The following is a 17,463-nucleotide window of genomic DNA, read 5'->3' as shown; positions in this document are numbered from 1 at the left end:
CCGTCACCTGCGTGTTTTCACACACCGGCGACGGCCTTTCTTATCGACAAAGCATCAGTCGTTGCTGGGTTTGTTCACCGCTTGCAGCACGTACTGCGGCAAGGCGAAGGCACCAATGTGGATTTCCGGGTTGTAGTAGCGGGTGATAATGCCGCTGCCGGCGAAGCGCTGTTGCAGGGTTTCGCGGGACAATTTGCGATAGGCGGTATCGGTCGCGCCCCAGGCAAAGGTCATCGCGCCGCCGATGTAGGTCGGCACTGCCGCCTGATAGAAGTGCCAGTCCGGGAACAGGCTGCGCAGGCGGCCGGCGGTGGTTTTGACTTCTTCGATTTGCATGAACGGGGTGCCGTTCTGGGTCACCAGAATGCCGCCTTCGTTCAGGCAGCGGCGGCACGCCTGGTAGAAGTTTTCGGAGAACAGCACTTCGCCCGGACCGATCGGGTCGGTGGAGTCGGAAATGATCACGTCGAACTTTTCAGTGGTGGTGGCGACAAAGCGCATACCGTCGTCGATGACCAGGTTCAGGCGTGGATCATCGAACGCACCCTTGGAGTGGTTCGGCAGGAATTCCTTGCACATGTCGACCACGGTGCCGTCGATCTCGACCATGGTGATGTGTTCGACGCTGCGGTGCTTGGCCACTTCACGCAGCATGCCGCCGTCGCCGCCGCCGATGATCAGCACGCGCTTGGCGGTGCCATGGGCGAGGATCGGCACGTGGGTGAGCATCTCGTGGTAGATGAATTCGTCGGCTTCGGTGGTCTGGATCACGCCGTCCAGCGCCATCACCCGGCCCATGCGCGGGTTTTCGAAGATCACCAGGTGCTGGTGTTCGGTGCGCACTTCGTGCAGCAGTTTTTCCATGCGAAAACGCTGGCCATAGCCTTCGTAGAGGGTTTCCAGGTACTCGCTGGTTGGGGTATTGCTCATGGGAAGTGCTCCGATGAATGCGGGTGGCAACGGACGGTTACCCGCCCATGATGGCCAATCGATCCGTTCGCTTGGCCGGGAAAGGCGCGCATTCTACGTCGCGGAACATGACAGGTCGAACCTCACGTTATGGCTCGACCCAATCCTCTGTCCCGCAGGTTCGGTGTTGCTTGCGGGAAACCGGTCAGATCCGCACGTCGCCCCTTGGCCCGGCGATGGCCCAGATGATCAGACCCAGGACCGGCAGCAAGAGGATCAACAGCACCCAGAGGATTTTCATCCCGGTGTCGGCGCCACTTTTAAGCACGTTGATGATGGCCCAGATGTCCAGGGCAAAAATAATCAGGCCGATCAGAGTGTTGAACGTGGAACCCATGGCGATACTCCCGAAAAGTGGTAGGCCCTCTTAGGATAGTCGGGTCTGACGAGGGTTCCGCTTTATTACCGTCATCGACGGCTTCAGACGTGGATCGCCACTTTCAGGGCTTCCAGGGAGGGCGCGGCGGCGATGCCGACTTCGGCGCACAACTCCAGCACCCGTGGCACGTCGTTACCGTAGACCAGCACCACTTGCAGCGCGTCGTCGAGCAACTGGCTGAAGTTCATTAGCACGTAGCCACCGTTTTCCTTGTTCAGGCTGCTCATCTGCACCTGAATGCGATTGAGAGCCGTCAGGGCTTCAGTCTTGGCCAGTTGCTTGGGTTTGATGTTGAATTCAACGCCGGGGCCGAATGAGGCGACGATCTGCGCGAACAGGTCCATGTAGGTGTCGGCCTGGAACAGCACGGTGTCCGGCAGACTGCCGACGACGACCCACTCGCCCAACGGGATCGGGAAGGTGTCGTCGTAGTTGATGTCCGGATTGGCCGTCAGAAAAGCCTCGGGATCGGCGTAGGCCTGAGCCGCTTCGTCAGCGATTTTCAGGATTTCGTCCTCGCCCATGCACCCGGAGCTGATTTTGCTGATGAGTTCGACGAGTGCGGCTTTCATGAGGCGGATCCTGTGGCGAGGGAGTTTTGAGGGCGCGAAGGATAACGCATTACGTGTAGGAGCGAGGCTTGCCCGCGAAGAAGATAATGCGGTTTAACAGGGAAACCGAGTGATCGTTCTTCGCGGGCAAGCCTCGCTCCTACACATTTGAGGTCAGGCCAGGAGTTCTTGCAGCTGAGCCGTGGTATCCGCCGCCCCCATGGTCTTGGCCGCGTCCAGCGCAGACACACCGTTGGCGTCCTTGGCTTTCGGATCAGCGCCTTTGCTGATCAGGTAGTCGATGATTTCGACGCGGTTGAACATCGCCGCCATCATCAACGCAGTGCGTCCGTCGAAGGACGAACCTTCCACTTCAGCGCCCCCCTCAACCAACGCCTTGACCACCGCCAGGTTGCCCTTGAATGCGGCGCCGGCAATCGGGCTCTGACCGTTGCCGTTGCGCAACTCGGGATCGGCCTTGTGCTTGAGCAGCACCTGCACCGCCTCTACATGCCCGTAGTAACTGGCGAGCATCAGCAAGGTATCGCCCTTGCTGTTACGCAGATTCACCGGCAATCCGGCGCTGATCAACCGGTCCAGCATCACCGCATCACCATCGCGCGCTTTGTTGAACACCTGTTCGGCAAATTCAGCAGCCTCTTCGGGGGTCATCTGGCGGCTTTTGTCTGACATTGGGGACTCCACATTCGGTCAATCGGAAAGCCGACAGTTTCCCGAGCGGCCCGCAACCTGTCACTTGTTTTTTCTCATGGACGGTCATAGCCAGATTCAATAGCGACACGTTCAATAGCGATGCTTGCCACCCTGAATATCCGCCAGCACCTGCTCGGTGACTTGCACGTAAGTCTCGGTGCCCGGCAGCCAGGCGTAGATCGGATCGCCGCCAGTTCTGTTCGGGTCGAAGGCTTCGTCCTTGAGCCGGGTCTTCTGGTACTTGAAGGTCCCTGTGGTCTCCATTTTCACTTTCACCCGCAAGAACAGTGGCACCGCATAGGCCGGCATTTGCTGCCTGGCGAACGCCAGCAACTCACAGAAATCCAGGGTCGCCAGGGATTCGGCCGGGGTGATGGCCGCCATCCCCGCCCGCCCGTTGGTGTTGTGGATCTCCACGCCATAGGCCACGGCTTCGGCGATGTGCGGGTGTTGCAGGAGAATATTCTCGACCTCGGTGGTGGAGACGTTTTCACCTTTCCAGCGATAAGTGTCGCCCAGGCGATCGACAAACTGCGCGTGGCCAAAACCGATGTTGCGCAGCAGGTCACCGGTATTGAAGTAACGGTCGCCCTTTACGAACACGTCGTGGAGCACGACTTTGGCGGTTTTCTGCGGATCGGTGTAACCGTCCAGCGGCGCCTTGTCGTCGATCCTCGCCAGCAACAGCCCCTGCTCGCCCTTGGCCACTTTGCGCATGAAGCCCTTGGCGTCCCGCGTAGGTGCGCCGCTGTCGTGGTCGTACGCCACCAGTTCCCAGGCCATCAGGGAAAAACCGATGGTGTTGTCAAAGTTGAGGATGTTGGTGAAGCCGATATTGCCGTCGCTGGCGGCGTACAACTCGCAGATATGGTCGACGGCAAAACGCGTCTTGAACTCGCTCCACGCCCCGGGGCGCAAGCCATTGCCGATCATCTTCGTCACGCTGTGCCGATTGTCGTCCGGGCTGCGCGGCTGATCCACCAGATAGCGACACAATTCGCCGACGTAACCGAGGGTGGTCGCGCGGTATTTGCGCACGTCGCTCCAGAACTGGCTGGCGCTGAACTTGCGGCGAATGGCAAACCCCGACGCCCCGCTGATCGCCGAGCCCCAGCACACGCAGAGCCCGGTGGCGTGGTACAGCGGCAAGGTGCAATAGACGACGTCCTGCGGTTGCATGTCCAGGGCGATCAGCCCGAAGCTGGCGGAGCTGCGCATCCAGCGGCCATGCTTGAACACACCGGCCTTGGGCAACCCGGTGGTGCCCGAGGTGTAGATATAGAAACAAGGGTCGTCGAGAAACACCCGCCGGCTGCTGGTGGGGTTGTCGCTGGACGCGTCGCAGCTGGCCGTCATCAGGTTGATGAAACCGTCGGGCGCATTGCCCGGATCGCGGTAAGTGTCCTGATCGGCGACAAACCAGCTGCGCGCCGCGTCGATGGACACCCGCTCGCGGACCGCATTGAAGGCGCATACCAGCTCTTCTCCGACCACAATCGCCACGGGCGCCACCAGGTTCAAACTGTGAGCCAGGGTGTCGCGGGTCTGGGAAGTATTGAGCAAGGCGCTGATCGCGCCGACCTTGGCCACCGCCAATATCGTCACCAGCAGCTCCACACGGTTCTCGATAAAGATCGCCACCACGTCACCCTTGCCGATGCCTTGGGCGATCAAGTGATGGGCAATGCGGTTGGCCCACTGATTGACCTGCGTATAAGTGAGCGTCACGTCGCCCTGCAGCAATGCCGGGCCATCGGGATTGCGCAACGTCGCTTGCTCGAAGCTCCAGCCGAGGCCACACGGTTGGGTCGGGTCCTTGACGTTGGCGACTTTCATGCCCTTCACCACGCGGGGAATGGCTTTGGCAATGGAAGGCAGCTTGCGGAGCATCATGCCCCAGGTAATCGTGTCGTGCAGCGTGCGGCTCATGGTTGCTCCCGTTCGATCTTCTTATTGTCGGGTGGCGTTGATTGAGGCCGAAAATACGTCAGCGGTTCTTGAGCTGTACACGCAGTTTTTGCAATGTTTTGTATCCGCAACCGAAGCGTTCGGCCGCCGGATTCAAAAAGCCGAACTCTGGCGTTGCGCCAGGTTCCGTCCCGTTGTCGGCGACCCCGCAAAATGCAGGATGCACGATGGCCATTCATGCAAAATGCACGAAGACCAAAAACACCTTAAAAGATAATTTATTGATTTATATGCATTTTTTAAAATAGACGTGCTGGCACAATCACTGCAACTACCTCTCCATGTTGCCCTTCAAGCAATCACGGAGCCGATAGACATGAGCCTGATTCAGGAAAAATTTTCGTCGCTGTTCTCCAACTTCGAAGTGACCACCCAGCCACGGCCTGACGGCGGCATTCTGCTGACCCTGCGCAGTCAGGAAGGCAAAGTCTTCAAACGTTCGATTTCCTACCAGCAATTGCACGCCGGCGATCAGCTGTCGTGGGTGATCAGCGCAATCCGCCGTGACGTCGCCGAACAGGCCAGCGAACTGCCGCAAATCTCCATGCTGCAAAGCCAGCAACGGTTCGCCCTGCCGACCTATCACTCGGCGTAAATCGTCACGCAATCCCCTGTAGGAGCAGAGCTTGCTCGCGAAAGCGGTGTGTCAGGCGACATTAATGTTGACTGACCTGCCGCCTTCGCGAGCAAGCTCTGCTCCTACAGGTTCTGGGGTTTACAGGGCAGAAGGACTGATCCGGGCAAAACTGTCCACCGTCACATGCCCTGCCAATTCCCCGCCCTCACGGGCCAGGCCACAGGTTGCCATGCCAGCCGTGCGCGCCGCGTCCAGTTCCTGAACGATGTCGGACAGAAACAGAATCTGCGAAGCCTCGAGGCCAATCGCCTGGGTGATGCGCTCGTAGGACTGCGCTTCGCGCTTGGGTCCCGAAGTAGTGTCGAAATAGCCACTGAACAGTGGCGACAAATCCCCCGCCTGCGAGCAACCGAAAATCAGTTTTTGCGCCTGAATCGAACCCGAGGAATAAACAAACAATTGATAGCCTTCCTGATGCCAGCGCTTGAGCGCTTCAACGGCGTCCGGGTAAACGTGGCCTTTCAACTGCCCGGCCTGATAGCCCTGCTCCCAGACCATGCCTTGCAACGCCTTGAGCGGCGTGGCCTTGCGGTCTTCGGCGATCCAGCCCAAGAGGATGTCGATGACCCGTTCGACGTCGGCCTGCGGCTCACCACTGTCACGACGAACAGCAGCAAGCTGCTCGGCAACATCGGCGCGTTCGGCGTTCTGGCGAACGAAGTCCGGCAGGTGTTTAGCCGCGTACGGAAACAACACGTCGAACACAAAACTCACCGCGCTGGTGGTGCCTTCGATGTCGGTGAGAATCGCTTTGATCGGCATCGGCTCAGTCCTCAAGACGCGGGAAGTGGCTGGCGATGTCATCGCCGGTGAAATTGGCCACCCAGCCTTCGGGGTTGTTGAACAGGCGGATCGCGACGAAATGCGGGTTTTCACCCATGTCGAACCAGTGCGGCGTGCCGGCAGGTACCGAGATCAGGTCGTTCTTCTCGCAAAGCACGGCGTAAACGTAATCACCGATATGCAGGGTGAACAAGCCACGGCCGGCGACGAAAAATCGCACTTCGTCTTCGCCATGACGGTGCTCATCGAGGAACTTGGCACGCAACTCGGCTTTTTGCGGGTGATCGCTGTTCAGGCTGACCACATCGACGGTGATGTAACCGCGCTCGGTCATCAGCTTGTCGATTTGCTCCTGATACGCGGCGATCACTTCTTCCTGGCTGGCGCCGGGCTGGATTTTCGCCGCGGCTTGCCAACGGTCGAAGCGCACGCCCTGTTCAGCCAGGGTCGAGGCGATGTCTTCGAAGTGAGTCAGCACCTTGTTCGGAATGTCAGGACTTGAGACGTGATAGACGGACAGGCTGCTCATGGGCAACTCCTTAACGGTTCATGCATTACGGTTAAAGAGCGAGCGCGTCTTCAACTCGCACTCGAACAAAAATTCAAATGCCTCGATCTGCCGCAGCGCGTCGCTCATGCGCGCGCCCCAGGTGTACAGGCCATGACCGCGGATCAGGTAGCCGACGCAATCGGGATGGGCGTCGAGCCAAGGCTGCACCTTGGCGGCCAGCCGCGCAATGTCCTGGTCGTTGTCGAATATCGGCACGCGCACCCGGGATTCGTGGGTCGACACACCGCTGAAGGCCTTTTGCAGCTCGTAATCTTCAAACTCGATGAAATCTTCCAGCGTCAGGCGCGACAGCACCGTCGCGTTCACCGAATGGGTGTGCAGCACCGCACCGATCTCAGCGCGCCAGCTATAGAGCTGAGTGTGCAGCAGGGTTTCGGCGGACGGCTTCTTGCCCGGTTCCAGGCTGTTGCCCGACAGGTCAGTGGCCAGCACATCATCAAGGCCCAGCTGACCTTTGTGCTTGCCAGACACCGTCAGCAAGGCTTCGGTCGGCGACAGGCGGGTCGAGTAATTGCTGCTGGTGGCCGGCGACCAGCCGCGACCATACAGAAAGCGCCCGGCGTCGATGATTTCCTGGGCGAGGTGTTCACGGGTAAGGCTCATGGCCTGTCCTCTTGCATACGTGTGGCAATGATAACGGCAGCGGCGAAGGCTGCGAGACTGGCAATACTAAAGGTCAATGTGGCACCGAGGGCATTCCAGCTATAGCCGGAATACAACGCGCCCAATGCGCCGCCGGTGCCGGCCAGCGCGGCATACAACGCCTGGCCCTGACCTTGCTGACGCGCGCCGAAGCTACGTTGCACGAACTGAATGGCAGCCGCGTGAAAGCTGCCGAAGGTGGCGGCGTGCAGCACCTGGGCGAACAGTAATACCCAGAGGAATTCGGCAAACGAGCCGAGCAACAACCAACGCAGGGCCGCCAGCAGGAAACTCGCCAGCAGCACCCGGCGCACCGAGAAGCGCGTAAGGATCTTGCTCATGACCAGAAACATCAAGACTTCGGCCACCACGCCGACCGCCCAGAGCATGCCGATCAGCCCGCGACTGTAACCGAGTCGCTCAAGGTGCAAGGTCAGAAAGGTGTAATACGGCCCGTGACTCATTTGCATCAGCGCTACGCAACCGTAGAACGCCAACACCCCGGGGCTGCGCAGTTGCTGGAGAAATCCCTCCCCCGCCAACCGTTCACTCTGAACCGGTTGCGCGTTGGGCACCCACAAGCTGCTGACCACGATCCCGGCCAGGATCAGCACCAGCGCCACCGGGTAAATGTCCAGGCTGAGCCATTCGAACAATCGGCCCAGCGCAACCACGGTGATGATGAAACCGATGGAACCCCACAGGCGGATCTGACTGTAGCGCGAGGTCTGCCCCTGCAAGTGCGCCAGGGTGATGACTTCGAACTGCGGCAACACCGCGTGCCAGAAGAACGCGTGCAAGGCCATGACCATCGCCAACCACGCGTAACTTTTGCTGACGAAAATCAGCGAGAAGGTCAGCAAGGTACAGACCGCGCCGAAACGCACGATGGCCAGCCGTCGCCCGGTGTAGTCACCGAGCCAGCCCCAGATGTTCGGTGCCACGCAGCGTATCAGCATCGGAATCGCCACCAGTTCGCCAATGCGCGCGGCGCTGAAGCCCAGATGATCGAAGTACAGCGCCAGAAACGGCGCTGTCGAACCGAGCAAGGCGAAATAGAACAGATAGAAACTGGAGAGCCGCCAGTACGGGAGCGCCGCCGCTGCCATCAGACTGCAGCGGCTATCAGATCAGCCATTAAAGCTGCCCCAACACCGGAGTGCTCACGCGCACATCGGCGTTCTGCCCGCGGTGACGCAGCAAGTGGTCCATCAGCACGATGGCCATCATCGCTTCGGCAATCGGCGTGGCGCGGATGCCGACGCACGGATCGTGACGGCCCTTGGTGACGACTTCCACCGGGTTGCCATGGATGTCGATGGAACGGCCCGGCGTGGTAATACTCGACGTTGGCTTGAGTGCCAGGTGCGCAACGATCGGCTGACCGGACGAGATGCCGCCAAGAATGCCGCCGGCGTTATTGCTGAGGAACCCTTGCGGGGTCATTTCATCGCGGTGTTCGGTGCCGCGCTGGGCGATGCTGGCAAAACCTGCACCGATTTCCACGCCTTTGACCGCGTTGATGCTCATCAGCGCGTGGGCCAGTTCGGCGTCGAGGCGGTCGAAAATCGGTTCGCCGAGGCCCGGCATCACGCCCTCGGCAACCACGGTGATCTTCGCGCCGACCGAATCCTGGTCGCGACGCAACTGGTCCATATAGGCTTCCAGCTCCGGCACTTTGTCCGGGTCGGGGCTGAAGAAGGCGTTCTCTTCCACCGAATCCCAGGTCTTGAACGGGATTTCGATCGGGCCGAGCTGGCTCATGTAGCCACGAATGACGATGCCCTGGGTGGCCAGGTATTTCTTCGCAATCGCGCCGGCCGCCACGCGCATGGCGGTTTCCCGCGCCGAGCTGCGACCGCCGCCACGGTAATCGCGCTCACCATATTTGTGGTGGTAGGTGTAGTCGGCGTGCGCCGGGCGGAACAGATCCTTGATTGCCGAGTAGTCCTTGGACTTCTGGTCGGTGTTGCGGATCAACAGGCCAATGGCGCAACCGGTGGTGCGGCCTTCGAACACGCCGGAAAGGATTTCGACTTCGTCGGCTTCCTGGCGCTGGGTGGTGTGGCGGCTGGTGCCGGGCTTGCGCCGGTCCAGGTCGCGCTGCAGGTCCTCAAGGGAGATCTCCAGGCCCGGCGGGCAGCCATCGACAATGGCGACCAACGCCGGACCATGGCTTTCGCCCGCGGTGGTGACAGTGAACAGCTTGCCGTAGGTATTGCCGGACATGCAGGACGCTCCGTGAAATCGAACCTAAAATACGTAATGCGCGCCAGTATACGCAGGCTACCCAAGTAGTTCATCCTCGAACCTTATGGGTGCCTGCGAGTCCAACCGGCACCTTGTGGATGATGGCGTGATGATGCTGCGAGTTCTAGCCTTGAGCCTTACCCTGTTTACCGGTTTTGTACAGGCCTCCGTCCTGCAACGCCCGATCACCTTGGACACCGGCAGTGGCGAGCTTTTCGGTTCGCTGTTGCTGCCCAAGTCCGACACGCCGGTACCGGTTGTCCTGATCATTTCCGGCTCCGGTCCTACGGATCGTGACGGCAACAACCCCGACGGCGGACGCAACGACAGCCTCAAACGGCTGGCCTGGGTGCTGGCCAAACACAACATCGCCAGCGTGCGTTACGACAAGCGCGGCGTGGCAGCCAGCCTTGCGGCCACGCCGGATGAGCGCAATTTGTCGGTGGAAGCCTATGTGGCCGATGCCGTGGCCTGGGGGCAAAAGCTAAAGGCCGATCCGCGCCTGGGCCAATTGATTTTGCTGGGGCACAGCGAAGGTGCATTGATCGCCAGCCTGGCGGCGCCGAATATCGACGCCGCGGCAGTGATTTCCCTGTCCGGCAGCGCCCGACCGATCGATCAGGTGCTGCGCCAGCAGTTGGGCAATCGCCTGCCACCGCCGTTGATGCTGCGCAGCAATGAACTGCTCGACAGCCTCAAGGCCGGCCACACCGACGACAACGTGCCGCCACAGTTGCAGGTGATTTTCCGCCCCAGCGTGCAGCCGTATCTGATTTCGCTGTTTCGCCAGGACCCGGCAGCCGCTTTCGCCAAACTGAAGATGCCGGCGCTGATCATTCAGGGCAGCAATGACATCCAGGTCGGCGTGGGCGACGCCAGGGCGCTCAAAGCCGCCAAACCGGACGCCGAACTGGCGCTGATCGAAGGCATGAACCACGTGATGCGCATCGTGCCCAACGACGTGAAGCGGCAATTGGCCTCCTATAAGGATCCGCAATTGCCCCTGGCAGCGGAACTCGGCGCGCGAATCCTCGGGTTTATTGACGGACTTCGCACCCGTTAAGCTCCAGTCCTGAAAAAAACGGCCGATAAGCCTTTGTCGCCAGCGCTATGACTGGCGGCAAGCAGCGCTTGGACAGGATCTCGCCGTTATGACTGATACCCAGACTTCACCCGACACCACCGCTGAAAAAGACGCACCGCCAGCGGTCGAGCTGCCGTGGGCGGACGTCCACGTCGAGCACCACAAAATGCTCCGCCTGGCGCCGCTGCAGACCGACCGCAACACCGGCGGCCGGCCGTTGCGCTTTGTCGAGTTCGGTTACGCCGAACGCAACAGCAAGGAACACAGCCTGCTGCGCATGGCCATCAAGCTGCCAGGCCAGCGGGTGCGCAAAGAACAGAATCATCTGGACGTGTGGGTCGATCACGCCGCCAAACGCGTGCATTTCGCGCCGGACAGCGGCTTGCAGATCGAACCGCTGAACCGCGGTATCGGGCGCTACATGGCGGCTCAAGGCATCACCTGGGCGAAGAAGCGATGGCCCGCCTACACCGTCGACGGCACCGACCTGAACAACAAGGATGCGCTGAACGAAGACACTCGCCTGCGCCGCGATCACTTTCTGCGGGTGCACGGTTTTGACGTGGCCTACGCCGACGCCCAGCATCTGAAGGGCAGCGTCAAAGAGGTGCAGGTCGGTGATTTGCTGGGCGACTGGAACAGCGAAAAGCTGCAGCAGGTGGAAATCCTCGAAGCCGCGCAAATGCTCCAGCAAGCCGAGCAGAACCTGGCGGAACAGGAAGTCAAACTGAAGAAGCACGAAGAAAAGGTCAGTAAGTACAAACGCGAAGACGCCGGGCTGCGTTTTACCATTACTTGCCTGGTGGCGTTTGCGGTGTTTCAGGCGGGGTTGTTGATCTGGATTGCCACGCACCGGTAAGCGGAATCGATCGTTCCCACGCTCTGCGTGGGAACGATCGACTGGTCAGACGCGGGACGCGAACAGCGCCTGATGATCGCGGCACTGCTGCGCTGTCAGCATGAACACCCCATGCCCACCGCGCTCGAACTCCAGCCAGGCGAAGTCGACTTCCGGGTACAGCGCCTCGACGTGAACCTGACTGTTGCCCACCTCGACGATCAGCAAGCCCTTCTCGGTCAGATGATCCGCCGCCTCGGCGAGCATGCGGCGCACCAGGTTCAAGCCGTCGTCGCCACAGGCCAGGCCCAGCTCAGGCTCGTGTTGATATTCGTCCGGCATGTCGGCGAAATCTTCCGCATCGACGTAAGGCGGGTTCGACACGATCAGATCGAAACGTTGCCCCGGCAAGCCATCGAAACCATCGCCCTGAACGGTGAACACCCGCTCGTCGACACCGTGGCGCTCGATGTTCTGATTGGCCACTTCCAGCGCTTCGAACGACAGGTCGGCCAGTACCACTTCTGCGTTCTGGAACTCGTAGGCACAGGCGATGCCGATGCAACCGGAACCGGTGCACAAGTCGAGGATGCGCGCAGGTTCGGCGCCCAGCCACGGCTCGAAACGCTTTTCGATCAGCTCACCAATCGGCGAACGCGGGATCAGCACGCGTTCGTCGACGATGAACGACAAGCCACAGAACCAGGCTTCACCCAGCAGGTAAGCGGTCGGAATGCGCTCTTCGATACGGCGTTTGAGCAAGCTTTGCAGATGGAGCAGCTCGTCGTCTTCCAGACGGCAGTCCAGATAGCTGTCGGCGATTTCCCACGGCAGGTGCAGCGCACCCAACACCAGTTGACGGGCTTCGTCCCAGGCGTTGTCGGTCCCATGGCCGAAAAACAGATCCTCCCCATGGAAGCGGCTGACGGCCCAACGGATATGGTCACGCAGGGTACGAAGTCGGGAAGTGGTCACGGGGGCAAACTCCAGAAAAAACGACTGACGATTCTAACAGCCAAAAGGCGCCACGACGACGCAGGAAAAACACTGGATCAGATGTAGGACTCTTCTATTTTTTCAGCGAGCTATTGAACAGAACGAGTATCTTGACAAGGCTGCGAGCCAGTAACGGCGGCGCCTACGATGGTAGCGATTCACAGAAGCGCTCAGCCAGAGGACAATGTCGCAAAAGCCCCACCCGAAGGAGCCCCAGAATGTCCGTTCCAAAAACGATGTTTCAACTCAGCGGCCGTGGTTACGCAGCGGCCAATCTGGGTCATGCGACCCTTGTCATCATCGATGCCCAGAAAGAATACCTCAGTGGTCCGCTGGCCCTGAGCGGCATGGATGCTGCCGTCGCGAACATCAAACAGCTGCTGGCCGCTGCCCGTGCAGCCGGTCGGCCGATCGTGCATGTGCGCCACCTCGGCACCGTCGGTGGGCTGTTCGACCCACAAGGCGAGCGCGGTGAGTTCATCCCGGGCCTGGAGCCACAGGGCGACGAAACCGTCATCGGCAAGTTGCTGCCGAGCGCGTTTCACGGCACCGAGCTGTACGACCGCCTGCAGCAACTGGGCTCGCTTGACCTGATCGTCTGCGGCTTCATGAGTCACTCCAGCGTCAGCACCACCGTGCGCGCAGCGAAGAACCTGGGCTTTCGCTGCACTCTGGTCGAAGACGCCTGCGCAACGCGGGATTTGCCTTGCAAGGGCGGGATCCTCAGCGCCGAACACGTTCAGCAGACCGAAATGGCGATCATGGCGGACAACTTCGCCACCCTCGCCCTGACCCACGATCTGATCTGATCGACCGTCGAAGAGCGGCCCATACCGCCGCTCATCCGCAAAAGCCTCTCATTTGCCGTAATTGCCCTAGCCTCAGGAACATCCCGGTCAACTCCCGGTCGAAGGGCCGATACCCATTGAGGAAGGTCGGAATGAAGTTATCCGATGGTTTTGATGCACGCCGCTTGCGGCCCAAGGGCCAAAGAAACTGGCGGTTTCGCTTCGGCGCAGCGTTCGCGGCCCTGCTGGCGACCTGCGGTGTGTTGTTGGCGATGGCCGGCGCGGCCAGCCTGCTGGGGCGGCCGCCGGCGCTGGGCGAGTTGAATGCCAGCCCGCTAGGCTCGTCGATCATTCTGGCGGTGGGCCTGTTCGTGCTGTACCTCGGCGTGTTGCTGTGGCGCCGCTGCCGTCGCCGTTCGCGCCAGTCGCGAGAGCTGAACATAGCCCCGCACCTGATGAAAAAACACGACTGAATCAAAGGCCCGGCGTTTTGACGGGCCTCAATTGTTATGGATAGCGCTCCGACTTGGGTAAACTGCCCCCCTTCGCGGAGGCTGACATGCAAGACGACGATTTTTCCCTGTTCAAAAGCGCGATCCAAGGCGTCAAGCCAATCAAGCACGATCGCGCCGAAACCGGCAAACCCAAGGCCGACCGCGCGCAAATCGCCAAGCTGCGCCAGGCTGCCACCGTGCGCACCGATGCCACCACCGTAGACGGGCTGTCCGATCAGTTTGTCATTGATGTCGGCCCGGAAGACGAGTTGATGTGGGCGCGCGATGGTGTGCAGGAAAGCCAGATGCGCAAGCTCAAGATCGGACAGATACCGTTCGAAGGCAGCCTCGACCTGCATGGCATGAACGTGGAAAAGGCCCGTGAAACCCTTTGGGCGTTTCTGGCCGAAGCAACCCGATTCGAAATCCGCTGCGTGCGCGTCACCCACGGCAAAGCCGTGCGTCTGGACGGCAAGCGGCCGATGATCAAAAGCCACGTCAACACCTGGCTGCGTCAGCATCCACAGGTGCTCGGCTTCACCTCGTGCCAACCGAAACATGGCGGCGCCGGGGCGGTTTATGTAATGCTCAAACGCACCATGATGGAAGGTCGCGACGAGTAATGCTGTCGCTTCACGCTTGCAGCGCCGTGTCCGCCACCGTACCCTTGCCCTTTGCGTAAAATCCCACAGGTAGTTTCATGTCCCTGGAACAGAATTACACCGAGATTCTCGGCCAATTGGGCGAGGATGCCTCCCGCGAGGGCCTGCTCGACACGCCAAAACGTGCCGCCAAAGCCATGCAGTACCTCTGCCGCGGTTATGAACAGACGCTGGAGGAGGTCACCAACGGTGCCTTGTTCAGCTCCGACAACAGCGAGATGGTGCTGGTCAAGGACATCGAGCTCTACTCGTTGTGCGAGCACCACATGCTGCCGTTCATCGGCAAGGCCCACGTTGCCTACATCCCGAGCGGCAAGGTTTTGGGGTTGTCGAAAGTCGCGCGGATCGTCGATATGTACGCCCGCCGCCTGCAGATCCAGGAAAACCTCAGCCGTCAGATCGCCGATGCGGTCCAGGAAGTCACCGGCGCCCTGGGCGTGGCGGTGGTGATCGAGGCCAAGCACATGTGCATGATGATGCGCGGTGTGGAGAAACAGAATTCGACCATGATCACCTCGGTGATGCTCGGCGAGTTCCGCGAAAACGCGGCCACCCGCAGCGAGTTTCTCAGCCTGATCAAGTAACGCGCAGCACGAAAAAACCGGCACTGATCGCCGGTTTTTTTTCGCCTGCGAAAAATCAGGTAAGCTGCGCGCCTTCTGTTTGCCCTGAGAGACTTATACCGTGTTCGTCAAAGCGCTTCGTGTCGGCCTCGGCCAACTGATCATCTTCATCGACTTCATCACCCGTCCAGGCAAGAAGCAGCGCCCCGCCGCCGCTCAGGCCCAGGTCGAAGCAGCCGCCAAGGACCTGACCCTGTATCAGTTCCACGCCTGCCCGTTCTGCGTGAAAACCCGTCGCACCCTGCGTCGCCTGAACGTTCCGGTGGCCTTGCGCGATGCCAAGAACAACGAACAGGATCGCCAGGCCCTGCTGGAGCAAGGCGGCAAGATCAAGGTGCCGTGCCTGCGCATCGAAGAGAATGGCCAGACCACCTGGATGTATGAGTCCAAGGTGATCATTGAATATCTGGATAAGCGGTTTGCTGCGGTCTGACGCTTTTGTGGTGTGATGGGTGGCCTCTTCGCGGGCAAGCCTCGCTCCTACGGATTTAAGTCGTTCGCATTGTCGGCGAACGACACCAAACCTGTAGGAGCGAGGCTTGCCCGCGAAGGCGTCGGCACAGTCACCGCAAAACCCGAACAAAAATAAACCGGCGACTGGCCGGTTTATTCGTTTCTACACCCTCTCCCACCAACAGCCTCAGGCCGCTTGCGCCGCCTGGGCCTGACGCACCACCACCGCCAACCGCTTGAGCCCTTCGTCCAGCCGCGCCGGGTCGATGTGGCTGAAATTCAGCCGCAAATGGCCGGGGTTGTTGTCCGGCTCGGGGAAAAACGGTTCGCCCGGCATGAACGCCACATCCGCCGCCAGTGCAGCCTTGAGCAGCGTTCGAGTATCCAGCGGCTGCTTCAATGTCAGCCAGAAAAACAGCCCACCCTGCGGCACATTCCAATCCGCCAGATCGCAAAAATGCCTTTCAAGTGCCGACTGGAACGCATCCCGACGAACCCGGTAGAAGTCCCGCAACTCGCCCAGGTGCTGCCGGTATTTCTCGGTGCCGATCCATTGCAGCGCTTGCCACTGCCCGATGCGGTTGGTGTGCAGATCGGCCGATTGCTTGAGCCGCAGCAAATGCGGAAACAGGTCCGGACTGGCGATCAGGTAACCGACCCGCAGGCCCGGCAACAGGGTTTTCGACACGGTACCGGTGTAGATCCAACTGGCCGTGGTCAAGCGGCTGACGATCGGCGTGGCACTGCCGCCGTCGAAGGTCAGTTCGCGGTAGGGTTCGTCTTCGATCAAGGTCACGCCGAACTCGTCGAGCAACGCCGCCACCGCATCGCGCTTGGCTTCGCTGTAGCGCACCGCCGAAGGATTCTGAAACGTCGGAATCAGGTAGATAAATGCTGGCTTGTGCTGTTCCAGACGGCTGCGCAGTTGCTCAAGGTTCGGGCCATCGGCTTCCAGCGGGACGGTGATGCAATCAGCGCCAAACAGCTGAAAAATCTGCAACGCCGCCAGGTAGGTCGGCGCTTCGAGCAGGATCTCGGTGCCTTTGTCGATGTGGAGCTTGGCCGCCAGATCGAGGGTTTGTTGCGAACCGCTGACCACCAGCACCTGACCCGCCTCGCACGGCACGCCCAACGCCCGGGCCTCGGCCGCCAACGCTTCACGCAGCGCAGGTTCGCCTTCGCTCATGCCGTATTGGCCCATGGACAGCGGCATGTCCGCCCACTCGACCTTCGGCAGCATGGCTTCGGCCGGCAAGCCGCCGGCGAACGACATCACTTCCGGGCGCTGGGCGGCGGCGAGGATTTCACGGATCAAAGAACTTTTAAGGCGCGAGACACGTTCGGAAAAAGCCATGGGGGTCACCGGTAGCGAGGCCTGAGGAAAATGAGTCAAACTGGTTGACCGAAATTACGACAGACCGAGCGAATACGTCAACATGCTTGACCTTAAAAACCCCAGCACTCAGCAACAAGCCATGGAAGCGTTTTTCTTCGGCTACCAGGCCTTCACCGCCAAGGCTGATGAAATGCTCGAGCGTCGCGGCTTGAGCCGGGTGCATCAGCGCATCGTGTTTTTCATCGCCCGCTACCCTGCCCTCAGCGTCAAGGAATTGCTGGCGTTGCTTGGCGTGAGCAAGCAGGCGCTGAACATTCCGCTGCGTCAGTTGGTGGAAATGCACCTGGTGAACAGCGTCGCGTCCGAGACCGACAAGCGTAAGCGGCTGCTGGAACTGACCGTCGAAGGCGCGCGGTTCGAGCAATCGCTGCGGCGCGAGCAGGTGAAATTGCTGGAGCGGGTGTTTGCCGAGGCTGGGGAGACGGCGGTGAATGGGTGGTTGGCGGTGAATCTGGCGTTAGGAAAAACCCAAACAGCGACCGAGTAACCGAGCATTCCCACGTAGAGCGTGGGAACGATCATCTACCGCCCTTCCTGGCGATATATCCCTATTGCCAAACTTTTCGTCTACAAAATCAAAAACATTATTTGCTTTATTTGTATACAAAAGCATAATTCGCTTCGTGCGAGTTCCTGACCATCAGGTCAACAAATTCGCAAGTACC

The 17,463-nt window shown here is 60.2% G+C and carries 22 protein-coding genes; 9 read left to right on the top strand and 13 right to left on the bottom strand.

From position 1 onward, the window contains the following. Nucleotides 1–54: 54 nt before the first annotated feature. The 6 genes from speE to HCU66_RS17265 all read right to left on the bottom strand — a co-directional run bounded on the left by speE (nt 55) and on the right by HCU66_RS17265 (nt 4,756). Nucleotides 55–930: a polyamine aminopropyltransferase gene (gene speE / locus HCU66_RS17290; protein WP_205889622.1), complete on the bottom strand. Its 876-nt coding sequence runs from the start codon at nt 928–930 to the stop codon at nt 55–57. Between the two features lie 184 nt (nt 931–1,114). Continuing rightward, the gene (locus HCU66_RS17285; protein ID WP_205889621.1) at nt 1,115–1,306 is read right to left on the bottom strand and encodes a PLDc N-terminal domain-containing protein; all 192 of its coding nucleotides are present in this window, start codon (nt 1,304–1,306) and stop codon (nt 1,115–1,117) included. Between the two features lie 83 nt (nt 1,307–1,389). Then, nucleotides 1,390–1,920, bottom strand: a complete 531-nt coding sequence (locus tag HCU66_RS17280) for a hypothetical protein (RefSeq protein ID WP_205889620.1) — start codon at nt 1,918–1,920, stop codon at nt 1,390–1,392. Nucleotides 1,921–2,073: 153 nt separating this feature from the next. Beyond that, nucleotides 2,074–2,592, bottom strand: a complete 519-nt coding sequence (locus HCU66_RS17275; protein ID WP_205889619.1) for an ankyrin repeat domain-containing protein — start codon at nt 2,590–2,592, stop codon at nt 2,074–2,076. Nucleotides 2,593–2,703: 111 nt separating this feature from the next. Further along, nucleotides 2,704–4,542: a long-chain-acyl-CoA synthetase gene (locus HCU66_RS17270; protein ID WP_205889618.1), complete on the bottom strand. Its 1,839-nt coding sequence runs from the start codon at nt 4,540–4,542 to the stop codon at nt 2,704–2,706. A gap of 58 nt (nt 4,543–4,600) precedes the next feature. Continuing rightward, nucleotides 4,601–4,756, bottom strand: a complete 156-nt coding sequence (locus tag HCU66_RS17265) for a hypothetical protein (protein ID WP_205889617.1) — start codon at nt 4,754–4,756, stop codon at nt 4,601–4,603. 141 nt (nt 4,757–4,897) lie between these two features. Here HCU66_RS17265 and HCU66_RS17260 point away from each other — a divergent pair, with 141 nt between their 5' ends. Further along, a complete protein-coding gene (locus tag HCU66_RS17260) occupies nt 4,898–5,176 on the top strand; it encodes a DUF3509 domain-containing protein (RefSeq protein ID WP_205889616.1) in 279 nt (92 codons plus the stop codon). Nucleotides 5,177–5,296: 120 nt separating this feature from the next. Here the strand turns inward: HCU66_RS17260 and mtnC are convergent, their stop codons facing one another. Genes mtnC through aroC form a run of 5 tightly spaced genes read right to left on the bottom strand, consistent with a single transcriptional unit; the run spans nt 5,297 to nt 9,443 of the window. Beyond that, a complete protein-coding gene (mtnC, locus tag HCU66_RS17255) occupies nt 5,297–5,980 on the bottom strand; it encodes an acireductone synthase (protein ID WP_205889615.1) in 684 nt (227 codons plus the stop codon). Between the two features lie 4 nt (nt 5,981–5,984). Further along, nucleotides 5,985–6,530 (bottom strand): 1,2-dihydroxy-3-keto-5-methylthiopentene dioxygenase, encoded by a 546-nt coding sequence (locus HCU66_RS17250; RefSeq protein WP_205889614.1) that lies wholly within the window; start codon nt 6,528–6,530, stop codon nt 5,985–5,987. 18 nt (nt 6,531–6,548) lie between these two features. Next, nucleotides 6,549–7,175 (bottom strand): methylthioribulose 1-phosphate dehydratase, encoded by a 627-nt coding sequence (locus tag HCU66_RS17245; protein ID WP_205889613.1) that lies wholly within the window; start codon nt 7,173–7,175, stop codon nt 6,549–6,551. After that, nucleotides 7,172–8,323, bottom strand: coding sequence for an MFS transporter (locus HCU66_RS17240; RefSeq protein ID WP_205889612.1), 1,152 nt, complete (start codon nt 8,321–8,323; stop codon nt 7,172–7,174). The genes HCU66_RS17245 and HCU66_RS17240 overlap by 4 nt, the downstream gene beginning before the upstream one ends. A 28-nt stretch (nt 8,324–8,351) precedes the next feature. After that, nucleotides 8,352–9,443 (bottom strand): chorismate synthase, encoded by a 1,092-nt coding sequence (aroC, locus tag HCU66_RS17235; protein ID WP_205889611.1) that lies wholly within the window; start codon nt 9,441–9,443, stop codon nt 8,352–8,354. A gap of 85 nt (nt 9,444–9,528) precedes the next feature. Between aroC and HCU66_RS17230 the strand changes: the two genes are divergently transcribed. Further along, entirely contained in the window at nt 9,529–10,527 is a 999-nt protein-coding gene (locus tag HCU66_RS17230; RefSeq protein ID WP_205889610.1) for an alpha/beta hydrolase, read from the top strand. A gap of 88 nt (nt 10,528–10,615) precedes the next feature. Further along, nucleotides 10,616–11,407, top strand: coding sequence for a hypothetical protein (locus HCU66_RS17225; RefSeq protein WP_205889609.1), 792 nt, complete (start codon nt 10,616–10,618; stop codon nt 11,405–11,407). A 45-nt stretch (nt 11,408–11,452) separates the two neighbouring features. On the opposite strand, the gene prmB is transcribed toward HCU66_RS17225, so the two are convergent. Beyond that, nucleotides 11,453–12,361, bottom strand: coding sequence for a 50S ribosomal protein L3 N(5)-glutamine methyltransferase (prmB, locus tag HCU66_RS17220; protein ID WP_205889608.1), 909 nt, complete (start codon nt 12,359–12,361; stop codon nt 11,453–11,455). A 239-nt stretch (nt 12,362–12,600) separates the two neighbouring features. Between prmB and HCU66_RS17215 the strand changes: the two genes are divergently transcribed. The 5 genes from HCU66_RS17215 (at nt 12,601) to HCU66_RS17195 (ending at nt 15,382) form a co-directional block, all read left to right on the top strand. Beyond that, entirely contained in the window at nt 12,601–13,191 is a 591-nt protein-coding gene (locus tag HCU66_RS17215; protein ID WP_205889607.1) for a cysteine hydrolase family protein, read from the top strand. 131 nt (nt 13,192–13,322) lie between these two features. Continuing rightward, the gene (locus HCU66_RS17210; protein ID WP_205889606.1) at nt 13,323–13,643 is read left to right on the top strand and encodes a hypothetical protein; all 321 of its coding nucleotides are present in this window, start codon (nt 13,323–13,325) and stop codon (nt 13,641–13,643) included. Nucleotides 13,644–13,729: 86 nt separating this feature from the next. Next, entirely contained in the window at nt 13,730–14,287 is a 558-nt protein-coding gene (locus HCU66_RS17205; RefSeq protein ID WP_183683957.1) for a Smr/MutS family protein, read from the top strand. Nucleotides 14,288–14,364: 77 nt separating this feature from the next. Beyond that, nucleotides 14,365–14,910: a GTP cyclohydrolase I FolE gene (gene folE, locus HCU66_RS17200; RefSeq protein ID WP_205889605.1), complete on the top strand. Its 546-nt coding sequence runs from the start codon at nt 14,365–14,367 to the stop codon at nt 14,908–14,910. A 100-nt stretch (nt 14,911–15,010) separates the two neighbouring features. After that, nucleotides 15,011–15,382, top strand: coding sequence for a glutathione S-transferase N-terminal domain-containing protein (locus HCU66_RS17195; protein ID WP_205889604.1), 372 nt, complete (start codon nt 15,011–15,013; stop codon nt 15,380–15,382). Nucleotides 15,383–15,589: 207 nt separating this feature from the next. Here the strand turns inward: HCU66_RS17195 and HCU66_RS17190 are convergent, their stop codons facing one another. Beyond that, entirely contained in the window at nt 15,590–16,756 is a 1,167-nt protein-coding gene (locus tag HCU66_RS17190; RefSeq protein ID WP_205889603.1) for an aminotransferase-like domain-containing protein, read from the bottom strand. 82 nt (nt 16,757–16,838) lie between these two features. On the opposite strand from HCU66_RS17190, the gene HCU66_RS17185 reads away from it, so the two are divergent. Further along, nucleotides 16,839–17,285: a MarR family winged helix-turn-helix transcriptional regulator gene (locus HCU66_RS17185; protein ID WP_205889602.1), complete on the top strand. Its 447-nt coding sequence runs from the start codon at nt 16,839–16,841 to the stop codon at nt 17,283–17,285. The last annotated feature ends 178 nt before the right edge of the window (nt 17,286–17,463 follow it).

Source organism: Pseudomonas frederiksbergensis, assembly GCF_017114915.1.
Lineage (GTDB): Bacteria > Pseudomonadota > Gammaproteobacteria > Pseudomonadales > Pseudomonadaceae > Aquipseudomonas > Aquipseudomonas frederiksbergensis_I.
The sequence above is the reverse complement of the archived record's forward strand: the minus strand, read 5'-3'. Positions and strand labels throughout refer to the sequence as shown.

What these genes read in the sequence shown, in the direction of transcription:
- speE (WP_205889622.1), bottom strand. Translation starts at nt 930, where the DNA reads ATGAGCAATACCCCAACCAGCGAGTACCTGGAAACCCTCTACGAAGGC.
- HCU66_RS17285 (WP_205889621.1), bottom strand. Translation starts at nt 1,306, where the DNA reads ATGGGTTCCACGTTCAACACTCTGATCGGCCTGATTATTTTTGCCCTG.
- HCU66_RS17280 (WP_205889620.1), bottom strand. Translation starts at nt 1,920, where the DNA reads ATGAAAGCCGCACTCGTCGAACTCATCAGCAAAATCAGCTCCGGGTGC.
- HCU66_RS17275 (WP_205889619.1), bottom strand. Translation starts at nt 2,592, where the DNA reads ATGTCAGACAAAAGCCGCCAGATGACCCCCGAAGAGGCTGCTGAATTT.
- HCU66_RS17270 (WP_205889618.1), bottom strand. Translation starts at nt 4,542, where the DNA reads ATGAGCCGCACGCTGCACGACACGATTACCTGGGGCATGATGCTCCGC.
- HCU66_RS17265 (WP_205889617.1), bottom strand. Translation starts at nt 4,756, where the DNA reads ATGGCCATCGTGCATCCTGCATTTTGCGGGGTCGCCGACAACGGGACG.
- HCU66_RS17260 (WP_205889616.1), top strand. Translation starts at nt 4,898, where the DNA reads ATGAGCCTGATTCAGGAAAAATTTTCGTCGCTGTTCTCCAACTTCGAA.
- mtnC (WP_205889615.1), bottom strand. Translation starts at nt 5,980, where the DNA reads ATGCCGATCAAAGCGATTCTCACCGACATCGAAGGCACCACCAGCGCG.
- HCU66_RS17250 (WP_205889614.1), bottom strand. Translation starts at nt 6,530, where the DNA reads ATGAGCAGCCTGTCCGTCTATCACGTCTCAAGTCCTGACATTCCGAAC.
- HCU66_RS17245 (WP_205889613.1), bottom strand. Translation starts at nt 7,175, where the DNA reads ATGAGCCTTACCCGTGAACACCTCGCCCAGGAAATCATCGACGCCGGG.
- HCU66_RS17240 (WP_205889612.1), bottom strand. Translation starts at nt 8,323, where the DNA reads ATGGCAGCGGCGGCGCTCCCGTACTGGCGGCTCTCCAGTTTCTATCTG.
- aroC (WP_205889611.1), bottom strand. Translation starts at nt 9,443, where the DNA reads ATGTCCGGCAATACCTACGGCAAGCTGTTCACTGTCACCACCGCGGGC.
- HCU66_RS17230 (WP_205889610.1), top strand. Translation starts at nt 9,529, where the DNA reads ATGGGTGCCTGCGAGTCCAACCGGCACCTTGTGGATGATGGCGTGATG.
- HCU66_RS17225 (WP_205889609.1), top strand. Translation starts at nt 10,616, where the DNA reads ATGACTGATACCCAGACTTCACCCGACACCACCGCTGAAAAAGACGCA.
- HCU66_RS17215 (WP_205889607.1), top strand. Translation starts at nt 12,601, where the DNA reads ATGTCCGTTCCAAAAACGATGTTTCAACTCAGCGGCCGTGGTTACGCA.
- HCU66_RS17210 (WP_205889606.1), top strand. Translation starts at nt 13,323, where the DNA reads ATGAAGTTATCCGATGGTTTTGATGCACGCCGCTTGCGGCCCAAGGGC.
- HCU66_RS17205 (WP_183683957.1), top strand. Translation starts at nt 13,730, where the DNA reads ATGCAAGACGACGATTTTTCCCTGTTCAAAAGCGCGATCCAAGGCGTC.
- folE (WP_205889605.1), top strand. Translation starts at nt 14,365, where the DNA reads ATGTCCCTGGAACAGAATTACACCGAGATTCTCGGCCAATTGGGCGAG.
- HCU66_RS17190 (WP_205889603.1), bottom strand. Translation starts at nt 16,756, where the DNA reads ATGGCTTTTTCCGAACGTGTCTCGCGCCTTAAAAGTTCTTTGATCCGT.
- HCU66_RS17185 (WP_205889602.1), top strand. Translation starts at nt 16,839, where the DNA reads ATGCTTGACCTTAAAAACCCCAGCACTCAGCAACAAGCCATGGAAGCG.